The organism is Paraburkholderia sp. BR10882 (genome assembly GCF_040948855.1).
In the GTDB taxonomy this organism is placed as follows: domain Bacteria; phylum Pseudomonadota; class Gammaproteobacteria; order Burkholderiales; family Burkholderiaceae; genus Paraburkholderia; species Paraburkholderia nodosa_A.
Genome location: NZ_JBFPKP010000001.1, coordinates 1,049,621 through 1,061,762, shown reverse-complemented (window position 1 = coordinate 1,061,762; position 12,142 = coordinate 1,049,621). Strand labels below are relative to the sequence as shown.

Below are 12,142 nucleotides of genomic sequence, written 5' to 3'. Positions count from 1 at the left end.
GGCAGCGGCACCGTGGTCGCCGCTCCCGACGGCCGCGTCGCCGTCAATCCCACCGGCAACGCGGGCCTCGCTACGGGCGGCACCGGCGACGTGCTCGGCGGCATGATCGGCGCGCTGCTGGCCCAGCGCGTGCCGCCCTATGAAGCGGCGCTCGCGGGCGTCTACCTGCACGGCCTCGCCGCCGATACGCTGTGCGCACAAGGCGACGGCCCCGCGGGCCTCACGGCAGGCGAACTCGCGCCAGCGGTGCGCAAGCTCATGAACCGGCTCTTTTACGCGCCGTCTTATGCCGCCTGAAGCCGCATGCCGCGCGTCCGGTCGCACGGCACGCGGCTTGCTTCACGGCGACGCTGGCCCTACCTCCCGCTCCCGGCACAGCCGCAGGCATCACAACGCTGCGCAGTGTCGCGCGAGGCCGCTATACTGATCCTCCGCACGCCGTCTTCCACCGGAGGCGGCCCGTGCTTGCCCGCGGCGCGCGAAGCGCGCGTTCGGCCAGACCGGCGAACCGCACCTGCCGCCCTCCATTCGTGATCCCTCGCTAGACGAACATGACGAATCCGCTCCCCGCCTGGTCCGCGCTACAGACGCATTACGAACAGATCCGCGACGAAAAGCTGCGCGACTGGTTCGCCCCCGCCAACGACGCTGCGCCGACGCGCGCCGAACGCTTCACGTTCGCAGGCGCCGGTCTCGGCGCCGACTTCTCGAAGAACCGCATCACCGACGCCACGCTCAAGCTGCTCGTGCAGCTCGCTCGCGAGGCCGGCGTAGAAGCGCGCCGCGATGCGATGTTCAAGGGCGAAGCCGTCAACCCGACTGAAGGCCGCGCGGCGCTGCATACCGCCTTGCGCGCCACCGAAGCCGACGCCCCGTACCACGCCCAGATCGCCGCCGAACGCGCGAAGATGGCGAAGTTCGCCGACGCCGTGCGCAGCGGCGCATGGACCGGTTACACGGGCAAGCGCATCCGCCATATCGTGAATATCGGCATCGGCGGCTCGGACCTCGGGCCGAAAATGGTCGTGCACGCGCTCAAGCATCTCGAGCTGCCCGAGATCACCTCGCACTTCGTCTCGAACGTCGACGGCGCGGACCTGTGGCGCACGATCGAAGACATCGATCCGGAAGAGACCCTGGCGATCATCGTCTCGAAGACGTTCACGACGCTCGAAACCATGACCAACGCGCTGTCGATGCGCGACTGGTTCGTCAAGCACGGCTGTCCGCAAGGCGAACTCGCGAAGCACTTCGTGGGCGTCTCCGCCAATCCGGCCGAAGTCGTGAAGTTCGGCATCGCCAAAGAAAACGTGTTCGAGATGTGGGACTGGGTTGGCGGCCGCTATTCGTTGTGGTCGGCCGTGGGCCTCTCGATCATGATCGCCATCGGACCGCAGCAGTTCGACGAACTGCTCGCCGGCGCGCACGACATGGACAAGCACTTCCGCGAAGCGCCGCTGGAGAAGAACCTGCCCGTGCTGCTCGGCATGATCGGCATCTGGTATCGCAACTTCTTCGGTTCGCAGAGCTATCTCGTTGCGCCCTACTCCGAAGCGCTGCACTTCCTGCCTTCGTATCTCCAGCAGCTCGAAATGGAGAGCAACGGCAAGTCGGCGCGCCTCGACGGCAAGTTCGTCGATTACGCGACCTCGGCGATCACCTGGGGCGAGCCCGGCACGAACGGCCAGCACGCGTTCTTCCAGATGCTGCACCAGGGCACGACGATCGTGCCGATCGACTTCATCGCCGTACTCACGCCCGAGCATCCGCTGGCCGACCATCATCCGAAGCTGCTCGCAAACTGCTTTGCGCAGAGCGAGGCGATGATGCTTGGCCGCACCGAGGAAGAAGCGAAGAAGATTGCCGGCCCGGACAAGCCCGAGCTCGTGCCGCACATCATGTTCCCCGGCAACCGCCCGACCACGACGCTGCTCGTCGATGCGCTCACGGCCCGCTCGCTTGGCGCGCTGATCGCGCTCTATGAGCACAAGGTGCTGGTGCAGGCTTCCGTGTGGGACATCAACCCGTTCGACCAGTGGGGCGTGGAACTCGGCAAGATCCTCGGCAAGGTGGTGGAAGCGGACTTGAACGCGGCAAGCGCCGATGTGAAGCCGCACGATTCGTCCACGGCCGCGCTGATCGCGCGCGCCCGTGCGGCGCTCAAGCGCTAAATCGGGCAGAAGCGGCGTGCGCATGCACTGCGCACGCCGTTCACCGGACAGACGTTAACGCCCGGCTTCGACATTGCTCGCGTTGCGCGAGGATGCCGCGCCATGCGGCGCGTTGGGCACGCGGTGGCCCGCTTCGATCGTGATGATGGCGTCGCAGCGCTGCGCGAGATCGACGTCGTGGGTGACGAGCACGAGCGTCGCCCCGTTCGAGCGATTGAGTTCGAACATCAGGTCGATAACGGCGTGGCCGGTGGCGGCGTCGAGGCTGCCAGTGGGCTCGTCGGCGAACAGCACCGCGGGGCGCGTCACGAATGCGCGGGCGAGCGCCACGCGCTGCTGCTCGCCGCCCGAGAGCAGCTTCGGATAGTGGCCCGTGCGCTCGGCAAGACCCACACGCTCGAGCAGCGTGCGCGCGCGGGAGAACGCGTCACGCGTCGACATGCCGCCCTGCAGTTCGAGCGGCAGCGCGACGTTCTCCAGAGCGGTGAGATGCGGCATCAGCTGGAACGACTGGAACACGAAGCCCACCGAGCCGTTGCGCAGCGCCGCGCGCTGATCTTCGGCCATGCCGGTAAGCTCATGGCCTAGCAGGCGCACCGAACCCGCGCTCGCGCTGTCGAGGCCGGCCAGCAGGCCGAGCAGCGTCGACTTGCCGGACCCGGAAGCGCCGACGATCGCCACGCTCCCGCCCGCCTGCATGGTGAGGTCGATGCCGTCGAGGATCGTCAGTTCGCCGGTCGCGTCGGTGACCCGCTTGGTCAAACCCCGTACTTCGATGACTGGATCGCTATTCATTCGCACATGATGACGCACAGGTTAGCCGTGAACCAGAAGCGCGCCGCGCGGCGCGCCGCCCTTTCCCGCGCTTGGTCCCGCTTCAGCGCGCTTGCCGCTATCGCCACCTTGACCGCTGCTGCGTTGCTGGGCGCCTTATGCGGCACGACCGGCACCGCGCTCGCTGCCACGCCCGTCTCTACTGCCAACGCGGCGACAAACCCCGCCGCAACGGCGAAGCCGAACATCGTCGTGCTCGGCGACAGCCTTTCGGCCGAATACGGCCTGCCGCGCGATACGGGCTGGGTGGCCCTGCTGCGCCAGCGGCTCGCCAGCGAGCGAATCGATTATAACGTTGCGAATGCGAGCATCAGCGGGGACACGACCAGCGGGGGACTCACGCGCCTGCCGCTCGTCATGCAGCGCATCAAGCCCGCAATCGTGATCGTCGAACTCGGCGCAAACGACGCACTGCGCGGCGTACCGCTCACGACGACCGAGAGCAATCTGCGCGCCACCGTCGCGCAGATCCGCAAGGGCGGTGCGAAACCCGTGCTCATCGGCATGTACGTGCCGCCCAACTACGGGGTCGACTATACGCGTGACTTCCACGCCATCTACGAGCGGCTGGCGAAAGAACTGAACGTGCCGCTCGTGCCCTTTCTGCTCGCCGGTCTCGCCGACAAGCCCGACCTCTTCCAGGCCGATCAGATCCATCCCACGCAGCAGGCACAGCCTTTGCTGCTCGATAACGTGTGGCCAACGCTCAAGCCGCTGCTAGGCAGCGGCGTGCGGCGCTGAGGCGGCAGCGGGACAAACGCGCGGGCGTCCTCACCGGGCGCCCATTCCCAGGGCCCCGCCCTCGGCGCGTTCAAGCCGCTCGAGCCTCTCGGCCAGCGTGGCGGCGGGCAACCGCGTCCCGCCATTGGCCACCGTTTGCGTCAGACACGCGAGCCCGCGAAGTTTCGCTGTCTGAATCCGACCGACCCTGACTGGAGGGAAGAAGCATGAAATATTTACCTCTCATTGTCGTTACGGCAGCCCTTGCTGCCTGCGCCAATCAGCCAATGCCGAGCGGAGCACAGTCCGTCGGCACGAGCCAGCAACCGCCTGCGACGGTTGCCCAATGCATCGCGCAAAAATGGGCCGACAAGTCGCAACAGCAAGTCGTCTCGCAGTCCGTGCTCGCCAACGGCCAGGCTGTCGACGTCTACGTCCCTGGCCAGCAGCCGCCTAACGGCGCAGCCGCAACGGTGCGCCCGGCATGGAGCGCCAGCGCGAAGACGTGGGTCGGCTTCCGCTCAGGCGGCGGCGCCGGTGGAGACGCCACCAGCGACATCAGCGCCTGCCTCTGATTTCGCGCTCGCCAGAACGCAAAAAGCCCCGCGATGTCTCGCGGGGCTTTTTTTGTGCCGGCTCTCGACGCCGGCGGGCGGATACGCGGATCGGGCTTACTGGGCGTTGTCGCCGTCGCCCGACTGGCTGGCCGAGCTGAGCGAGCCGTAGAGCTTCACCTTCGCGCGCTCGCGCAGCGCGTCGAGGTACGCCTGCACCTGCGACTGGCCGTCCACCTGGGCCAGCTGCTGCTGCGCGGCGGCCAGACGCGGGCCTTCTGCGGCCGCACCGTTGGTCACGCTGTTCACGCGGTAGATCGCATAGCCGTCGTTGCCGAGGTCCACGCCCACGTAAGCGGGCAGCTTCTGCGCATCGGCCTTGAAGACGGCGGACAGCGCGCTGGGCGGCAGGCCCTGTGCGTCGTTGCGCGACACCTTGAGCGCCGACGAGAAACCGTCGGTGGATTTCGACTTCTGCAGCTCCGCGAGCTTCGCCTCGCCGTCCTTGTGCGCGATGTCGGCGGCCTGCTGCGCGACCACCTTCCGGCGCACCGCGTCCTTGACCGCGGCGAACGCGGGCACGGCGGCCGGCTGGTAGTTCGTCACGTGAGCCGAGATCAGCGTGTTGTTGCCGACGTCGATCGCCTGGGTGTTGTTGTGCTGGTTCACCGAGTCGCTCGCGAATACCGCGTCGAGGAACTTCTGGTTGTTCAGCGGGCTGTCCGGCGGCAGCGCTGCATTCGGCTTCGGCGTGACCGTCGCCGTCTGGATCGTCAGCTTGTACTTGTCCGCGGCCGGCTGCAGGCTCTTGGCCTGCTCGTAGACCACCGACGTAAAGCCATCGCTCGCGTCGGCGAGCAGCTTCGCGGCTTGCTGCGTCTTCACGTCGTTCATGATCTGCGCCTTCACGTCGTCGAACGGCTTCGTGACCGCCGGCTTCAGGTCCGTGACCTTGACGATGTGATAGCCGAAGTCCGACTGGATCACGTCGCTGATCTCGTCCTTCTTGAGCTTGAAGACCGCGGCGTCGAACGCCTGGCCGCCCGCGATCATGCCGGGGCCGAAGTAGCCGAGGTCGCCGCCCTTCGAGGCCGAACCGGGGTCCTGCGATTCCTTCTGCGCGATCTGCGCGAACTGGTCCGGATGCGCCTTCACTTCGGCGAGGATCGATTCGGCCTTCTGCTTCGCGGCGTTGCGCCCGTCGGCGCTGGCGTCCTTCGGCACCGTAATCAGGATGTGGCTCGCGCGCACTTCTTCCTGCGTGCGGTAGTGCGCGATGTTGTCGTCGTAGTACTTCTTGAGATCGGCGTCGCTCGGCTGCACGCCGGCGGCAACCGTCGCCGCCGAGAGCACGAGATACTGGATCTGCGCCGTCGCCGGCGTGGCGAACGCGTTCTTGTTCGCGTCGTAGTACGCCTGCAATTGCGCGTCGGTCGGCTGGACCTTGGGCGCATAGTCGCTCGTGTGGAACGCGAGGCCCTGCACTTCGCGCTGCTGCTCCGAGAGGCCCGTGAGCTGCTGCGCGAGCGCCTTCGGCGTGAACGCGCTGCTGATGATCGACGCCGGCAGTTGCTGCATGGCGAGGCTATAGCGCACGCGCTCGTCGTACTGCTCCGGCGTCATACCCTGCATGGCGAGCAGCTGCTTGTACTGGTCGAGGTTGATCGAACCGTCAGGATTCTTGAGCGACGAGATCACCGGGTCGGAGAGCAGCGCGCGGCGCACGGCGTCGTCCGAGGCGGTCAGGTGCAGGCGCTGCGTTTCGTCCACGAGCACGCGCTGCTGGATCAGACCGTCGAGGATGTCCTTGCGGTGCTGGGGCGTGTCGAACATGCTCGCATCGAATTGCGCGCCAAGGACCTGGCGGGCCTGGTCGAGCTGCTGGCGCGCGGCGTTGTCGTATTCGACACGCGTGATCTTGTGCCCGTTGACGCTCGCGACGTTCGCGCTTTCATCGAAGAAGCCGCGGAAACCTTGAATACCGACGAAGCCCAGCCCTGGCAGGACGACCAGGAGCAGCATGAACATCATCAGGCGTTTGTGATTGCGGAAAAAGTCGAGCATGCGTGACCAGACGTTGAGGGCGCCAAAAAACGGAACGCCCGATATTACAACAGCGGCCAACAAAAAAGGCGAACCGGAGTTCGCCTTCTTGTCGAGATATCCTTGGCGGAGCGGACGGGACTCGAACCCGCGACCCCCGGCGTGACAGGCCGGTATTCTAACCAACTGAACTACCGCTCCGTGCGGGTGCGCTACGTACCGGAACTGAAGCTGTGGTGGGTGCTGAGAGGCTCGAACTCCCGACCTACGCCTTGTAAGGGCGCCGCTCTACCAACTGAGCTAAGCACCCAGCTTCATGCTTTCCTGCGCTGCTTCCTGTAGTGCGACTTCTGCTGCGCTACCCATCAGGTAGCGAGCCCGCTAGTTTAGCGCATCCTTCAGCGCTTTGCCAGGCCTAAATTTGGGCACCTTCGCCGCCTTGATCTTGATCGCGTCGCCAGTCCGCGGATTGCGGCCCGTGCGCGCCGTACGCTTGCCGACGGCGAACGTGCCGAAGCCGACGAGCGTGACCGAGCCGCCCTTCTTGAGCGTGCCTTTGACGCCGCCGATCACGGCGTCGAGTGCGCGTCCCGCAGCCGCCTTCGAAATGTCGGCTTGTTGCGCGATATGGTCAATCAGTTCCGTTTTATTCATTCCAGCCCCCGAGAATGTGTTTGGGTAAACGTAAGAAAGAAGGTCAACTTATTGGATAGACGTCCCCGGCATAGCGCGGGGCCCGCTCATTTAACGGGGCCGCAAATGCCGTGTCAAGCGGGGTTGAGCCCGATTTGGCGCGGGATTCGAGGGATTTTTCGAGGGAGTCTTCGAACAAGTGGGAAAAGGCCGAAAAAAGCGCTGGTTGTCATCACAACGTCAAGAATCGCGACGCAAGCAAAAAGCCCGCGGACCATGCCGCGGGCTTTTTTGGGGTCCAACGCGCCGCGCAGGAGCGCGGCTTGTCGAAGGCGTACTGAAGGTGTACCGAAAGCTTAGTGCTTGACGACTTCCGTCGCGCCGGCGTCCTTCGATTCGGCCACGGGCGCTTTGGCGTCCTCGGCCTTCACTTCTTCTTCCGGCAGCGGCTGCGGCACGCGTTCGAGCGCGAGTTCGAGCACCTTGTCGATCCAGCGGACCGGCACGATTTCGATCGAGTTCTTCACGTTGTCCGGAATCTCGGTGAGATCCTTGACGTTCTCTTCCGGGATCAGCACGAGCTTGATGCCGCCGCGATGCGCCGCGAGCAGCTTCTCCTTCAGCCCGCCGATCGGCAGCACTTCGCCGCGCAGCGTGATTTCGCCCGTCATCGCCACGTCGGCACGCACCGGAATGCCCGTGAGCACCGACACGAGCGCCGTCGTCATCGCACCGCCTGCGGACGGACCGTCCTTCGGCGTCGCGCCTTCCGGCACGTGGATGTGGATGTCCTGCTTCTCGAACGCTTCGTCCTTGATACCGAGACGACGCGAACGCGAACGCACCACCGAGCGTGCCGCTTCGACCGATTCCTTCATGACGTCGCCGAGCGAACCCGTGCGGATCACGTTGCCCTTGCCGGGCATGACCGCCGCTTCGATCGTCAGGAGATCGCCGCCGACTTCCGTCCACGCAAGACCCGTGACCTGACCGATCTGGTTTTCCTTCGCGGCCAGACCGAAGTCGTACTTGCGCACGCCGAGGAAGGTGTCGAGATTGGCGCTGTCCACCGTGACGGCCTTGTCGGCCTTCTTCAGCAGCAGCATCTTCACGACCTTGCGGCAGATCTTCGACACTTCGCGCTCGAGCGAACGCACACCCGCTTCACGCGTGTAGTAGCGAATGATGTCGCGGATCGCGCCTTCGGTCACCTCGATCTCGCCCGGCTTCAGCCCGTTGTTCTTCTTCTGCTTCGGCAGGAGATAACGCTGGGCGATGCTGACCTTCTCGTCTTCCGTGTAACCGGACAGACGGATGACTTCCATCCGGTCGAGCAGCGGCGGCGGGATGTTCAGCGAGTTCGACGTGGCGACGAACATCACATCGGAGAGGTCGAAATCGACTTCGATGTAGTGATCGGCGAACGTGTGGTTCTGTTCCGGATCGAGCACTTCAAGCAACGCCGACGACGGATCGCCGCGGAAATCCATGCCCATCTTGTCGACTTCGTCGAGCAGGAAGAGCGGATTGCGCACGCCGACCTTGGTCAGGCTCTGCAGGATCTTGCCCGGCATCGAACCGATGTACGTACGACGGTGACCGCGAATCTCGGCTTCGTCACGCACGCCGCCCAGCGCCATGCGCACGAACTTGCGGTTCGTTGCGCGCGCAATCGACTGCCCGAGCGAGGTCTTGCCGACGCCCGGAGGCCCGACGAGGCACAGGATCGGCGCCTTGACCTTGTCCACGCGCTGTTGCACCGCGAGATACTCGAGAATGCGTTCCTTCACCTTCTCGAGACCGAAGTGGTCTTCGTCGAGCACGGCTTCTGCATTCGAGAGGTCGTTGTTGACCTTGCTCTTCTTGCGCCACGGCAGGCCGATCAGCGTGTCGATGTAGTTGCGCACGACGGTCGCTTCCGCCGACATCGGCGACATCAGCTTGAGCTTCTTGAGCTCGGCGTCGGCCTTCTTCTTGGCTTCCTTGGGCATGCGCGCAGCCGTGATGCGCTTCTCGAGTTCTTCGAGATCCGCACCCTCTTCGCCTTCGCCCAGTTCCTTCTGGATGGCCTTGACCTGCTCGTTCAGGTAGTACTCGCGCTGGCTCTTTTCCATCTGGCGCTTCACGCGGCCGCGAATGCGCTTCTCCACCTGGAGAATGTCGATTTCGGCTTCGAGTTGCGCGAGCAGGTGTTCCAGACGCTCCACGACCGGGAACATCTCGAGGATGTGCTGCTTCTGGTCGAGCTTGAGCGGCAAATGCGCGGCGATGGTGTCAGCAAGACGACCGGCCTCGTCGATGCCCGACAGCGACGTCAGGATCTCCGGCGGGATCTTCTTGTTGAGCTTCACGTACTGGTCGAACTGCGAGACGATCGCGCGGCGCAGCGCTTCGGTTTCTGCGCTGTCGGCGTGGTCCGGTTCGAGCGGCATCACTTCGCACGAGAACTGCGTTTCCTGCTCTTCGATGGAAAGCGTCTTCGCGCGCTGCAGGCCTTCCACGAGCACCTTCACGGTGCCGTCGGGCAGCTTGAGCATTTGCAGGATGTTGGCGACACACCCTACTTCATACATGTCTTTTTCGGTCGGCTCATCCTTCGCGGCGGTCTTCTGCGCGACGAGCATGATGTGCTTGCCGCCTTCCATAGCCGCTTCGAGGGCCTTGATCGATTTCGGTCGGCCCACGAAAAGGGGAATCACCATATGCGGGAAGACGACGACGTCTCGCAGCGGCAGCAGCGGGAGCGTGGTGCGTTCCGGCGGGAGGAGTTGGGTTCCTGACATTTCATTTCCCCATGAGTGGAATCAATTGTTCGGTAATTGAGGCCTGAGATACCGATTGCAAGCCTCGCGCGTGTGGGAAAAGTTCAGTGACTCCAAAATAGTGCGCCATCGACCACAAGATTAAACGAAAAAGCCGTTCATCCCATTGTATGAACGGCCCTTTTCCGGAACTCTTTAGCCGATCACCACCATCAGTTCGACCCTGCAACCTTCGGAGCGTCTTCGTAGATCAGCAGCGGTTTGCCGTCGCCGTCGATCACGTTGTCGTCGATGATGACCTTGCTCACGCCCTTCATGGCCGGCAGCTCGTACATCACGTCGAGCAATGCCTGTTCCAGGATCGAGCGCAGGCCACGAGCCCCCGTCTTGCGGCGGATCGCCTTGCGGGCGACGGCCTGCAGCGCAGCCGGGCGAATTTCCAGCTCCACGCGCTCCATGTTGAAGAGCTTGTGATACTGCTTGACGAGCGCATTCTTCGGCTCGACCAGAATCTTCATGAGCGCAGCTTCGTCGAGCTTGCCGAGCGTGGCGACCACGGGCAGACGGCCGATCAGTTCGGGAATCAGGCCGAACTTGATCAGGTCTTCCGGTTCCGTTTCGCGCAGCACTTCGCCTGTGTCGCGCTCCTGCTTGCTCTTCACGCTCGCGCCGAAGCCAATGCCGGTCTTTTCCGTACGGTCGGTGATGACCTTTTCCAGACCGTCGAACGCGCCGCCGCAAATGAACAGGATATTGGTCGTGTCGACCTGGATGAAATCCTGGTTCGGATGCTTGCGGCCGCCCTGCGGCGGCACCGAAGCCATCGTGCCCTCGACGAGTTTGAGCAGCGCCTGCTGCACGCCCTCGCCGGACACGTCGCGCGTGATCGACGGGTTGTCCGACTTGCGGCTGATCTTGTCGATTTCGTCGATATAGACGATGCCGCGCTGGGCCTTGTCGACCTCGTAATTGCAGTTCTGCAGCAGCTTCTGAATGATGTTCTCGACGTCTTCGCCCACATAACCGGCTTCGGTCAGCGTGGTGGCGTCGGCGATCACGAACGGGACGTTCAGAAGGCGCGCGAGCGTCTGCGCGAGCAGCGTCTTGCCAGAACCCGTCGGCCCGATCAGCAGGATGTTGCTCTTGGAGAGTTCAACGTCGTCCTTCTTGTCGAGATGCTTCAGACGCTTGTAGTGGTTGTACACCGCCACTGCGAGAATCTTCTTCGCGCGCTCCTGCCCGATCACGTACTGGTCGAGGATGTCGCGGATCTCCTGCGGGCTCGGCAGGTCCGAGCGCGACAGCGCCGCGTCGACGCCGGCACCGGCGGCTTCGTCGCGAATGATCTCGTTGCACAAGTCGATGCATTCATCGCAGATGAATACCGACGGACCAGCGATGAGCTTTTTCACCTCATGCTGGCTCTTGCCGCAGAACGAGCAATACAACAGCTTCTCGCTGTTAGAACCTTTCTTGTCCGCCATGGATAAATGAGCCTCCGGACACTCTGTTACATGATACGCCGTTTCCCCCGGCGAGGCCGGAGGGTGCGTGAACCGCTTGCTGTGACGGCGTTGGGGGCCGCAGGCCGCGAAGCGCGTTTGCCGATTATTTCACAAGGTCTGCGCGGCGTCGGCTATCCCCTTTTGTACGGGGGCCGAGCTGTTCCTTTACGTGCCGTTGTCACGGCTTGCGCGCCCTTCGCAGGGTCGGACGCGCAAAACCGCTCGCGCAGATCAAGGACGCTTGTGCAGGACCTGATCGACGAGACCGTAGGCCTGGGCGTCGTCACCCGACATGAAGTTGTCGCGATCCGTGTCGCGCGCAATGCGCTCGACCGGCTGACCGGTATGGTGCGCGAGCAACTGGTTCAGGCGCTCCTTCAGGTACAGGATTTCGCGAGCCTGGATTTCGATGTCCGAAGCCTGGCCGCGCGCGCCGCCGAGCGGCTGGTGAATCATCACGCGCGAGTTCGGCAGCGCGAAACGCTTGCCCTTGGCGCCCGACGCCAGCAGGAACGCGCCCATGCTGGCCGCGAGGCCCATGCAAAGGGTCGAAACGTCCGGCTTGACGAACTGCATCGTGTCGTAGATCGCCATGCCGGCCGACACCGAGCCGCCCGGGCTGTTGATGTACAGGCTGATGTCCTTGTCCGGATTTTCGCTTTCCAGGAACAGCAGCTGGGCGACCACGAGGTTGGCCGTCTGGTCGTTCACTTCGCCGACCATGAACACCACGCGCTCCTTGAGCAGGCGCGAGTAGATGTCGTAGGAACGTTCGCCGCGGCCGCTCGTTTCGACGACGATCGGCACGAGGCCGAGCGCCTGCGGGTCGAAGTCCCGCGACGAGTGGGAGGTCAACGTATCCAGCGATTGAGCGCGAATGGTCATGCGATGCATCCTTGTCTGGAAAAGTTCTTCTATAT

The 12,142-nt window shown here is 64.0% G+C and carries 9 protein-coding genes, 2 tRNA genes and 1 pseudogene; 4 read left to right on the top strand and 8 right to left on the bottom strand.

The features are described from left to right. Together AB3X99_RS04950 and pgi are read left to right on the top strand one after the other, a co-directional pair. Positions 1–297 (top strand): NAD(P)H-hydrate dehydratase (locus AB3X99_RS04950; protein WP_368616242.1); only part of this gene is annotated, 297 nt, incomplete at its 5' end. Positions 298–551: 254 nt separating this feature from the next. After that, positions 552–2,171, top strand: coding sequence for a glucose-6-phosphate isomerase (pgi, locus tag AB3X99_RS04945; RefSeq protein WP_368616241.1), 1,620 nt, complete (start codon positions 552–554; stop codon positions 2,169–2,171). Positions 2,172–2,225: 54 nt separating this feature from the next. Here the strand turns inward: pgi and AB3X99_RS04940 are convergent, their stop codons facing one another. Continuing rightward, on the bottom strand, positions 2,226–2,966 hold the full coding sequence (locus tag AB3X99_RS04940; protein ID WP_368616240.1) for an ABC transporter ATP-binding protein: 741 nt from the start codon (positions 2,964–2,966) through the stop codon (positions 2,226–2,228). A 123-nt stretch (positions 2,967–3,089) separates the two neighbouring features. On the opposite strand from AB3X99_RS04940, the gene AB3X99_RS04935 reads away from it, so the two are divergent. Both AB3X99_RS04935 and AB3X99_RS04930 read left to right on the top strand, forming a co-directional pair. Beyond that, entirely contained in the window at positions 3,090–3,746 is a 657-nt protein-coding gene (locus tag AB3X99_RS04935) for an arylesterase (protein ID WP_368616267.1), read from the top strand. A gap of 206 nt (positions 3,747–3,952) precedes the next feature. Beyond that, positions 3,953–4,300 carry a hypothetical protein gene (locus tag AB3X99_RS04930; RefSeq protein ID WP_028206982.1) on the top strand — a complete coding sequence of 116 codons (348 nt, stop codon included), beginning with the start codon at positions 3,953–3,955 and terminating at the stop codon, positions 4,298–4,300. Positions 4,301–4,396: 96 nt separating this feature from the next. Here the strand turns inward: AB3X99_RS04930 and AB3X99_RS04925 are convergent, their stop codons facing one another. The 7 genes and pseudogenes from AB3X99_RS04925 to clpP all read right to left on the bottom strand — a co-directional run bounded on the left by AB3X99_RS04925 (position 4,397) and on the right by clpP (position 12,107). Further along, entirely contained in the window at positions 4,397–6,343 is a 1,947-nt protein-coding gene (locus tag AB3X99_RS04925) for a SurA N-terminal domain-containing protein (RefSeq protein ID WP_368616239.1), read from the bottom strand. 103 nt (positions 6,344–6,446) lie between these two features. Further along, positions 6,447–6,523, bottom strand: a tRNA-Asp gene (locus AB3X99_RS04920). A 33-nt stretch (positions 6,524–6,556) separates the two neighbouring features. Beyond that, a tRNA-Val gene (locus tag AB3X99_RS04915) sits at positions 6,557–6,632 on the bottom strand. A 71-nt stretch (positions 6,633–6,703) separates the two neighbouring features. Continuing rightward, positions 6,704–6,994 (bottom strand): annotated as a pseudogene (locus AB3X99_RS04910) (HU family DNA-binding protein); the annotation flags it as partial. A 317-nt stretch (positions 6,995–7,311) separates the two neighbouring features. Continuing rightward, positions 7,312–9,738, bottom strand: coding sequence for an endopeptidase La (gene lon / locus AB3X99_RS04905; protein WP_069268095.1), 2,427 nt, complete (start codon positions 9,736–9,738; stop codon positions 7,312–7,314). A gap of 191 nt (positions 9,739–9,929) precedes the next feature. Further along, positions 9,930–11,201: an ATP-dependent Clp protease ATP-binding subunit ClpX gene (gene clpX / locus AB3X99_RS04900; RefSeq protein WP_028216418.1), complete on the bottom strand. Its 1,272-nt coding sequence runs from the start codon at positions 11,199–11,201 to the stop codon at positions 9,930–9,932. Between the two features lie 252 nt (positions 11,202–11,453). Further along, positions 11,454–12,107 (bottom strand): ATP-dependent Clp endopeptidase proteolytic subunit ClpP, encoded by a 654-nt coding sequence (gene clpP / locus AB3X99_RS04895; protein ID WP_069268096.1) that lies wholly within the window; start codon positions 12,105–12,107, stop codon positions 11,454–11,456. Positions 12,108–12,142: the final 35 nt, after the last annotated feature.

What these genes read in the sequence shown, in the direction of transcription:
- lon (WP_069268095.1), bottom strand. Translation starts at nt 9,738, where the DNA reads ATGTCAGGAACCCAACTCCTCCCGCCGGAACGCACCACGCTCCCGCTG.
- clpX (WP_028216418.1), bottom strand. Translation starts at nt 11,201, where the DNA reads ATGGCGGACAAGAAAGGTTCTAACAGCGAGAAGCTGTTGTATTGCTCG.
- AB3X99_RS04930 (WP_028206982.1), top strand. Translation starts at nt 3,953, where the DNA reads ATGAAATATTTACCTCTCATTGTCGTTACGGCAGCCCTTGCTGCCTGC.
- clpP (WP_069268096.1), bottom strand. Translation starts at nt 12,107, where the DNA reads ATGACCATTCGCGCTCAATCGCTGGATACGTTGACCTCCCACTCGTCG.
- pgi (WP_368616241.1), top strand. Translation starts at nt 552, where the DNA reads ATGACGAATCCGCTCCCCGCCTGGTCCGCGCTACAGACGCATTACGAA.
- AB3X99_RS04925 (WP_368616239.1), bottom strand. Translation starts at nt 6,343, where the DNA reads ATGCTCGACTTTTTCCGCAATCACAAACGCCTGATGATGTTCATGCTG.
- AB3X99_RS04940 (WP_368616240.1), bottom strand. Translation starts at nt 2,966, where the DNA reads ATGAATAGCGATCCAGTCATCGAAGTACGGGGTTTGACCAAGCGGGTC.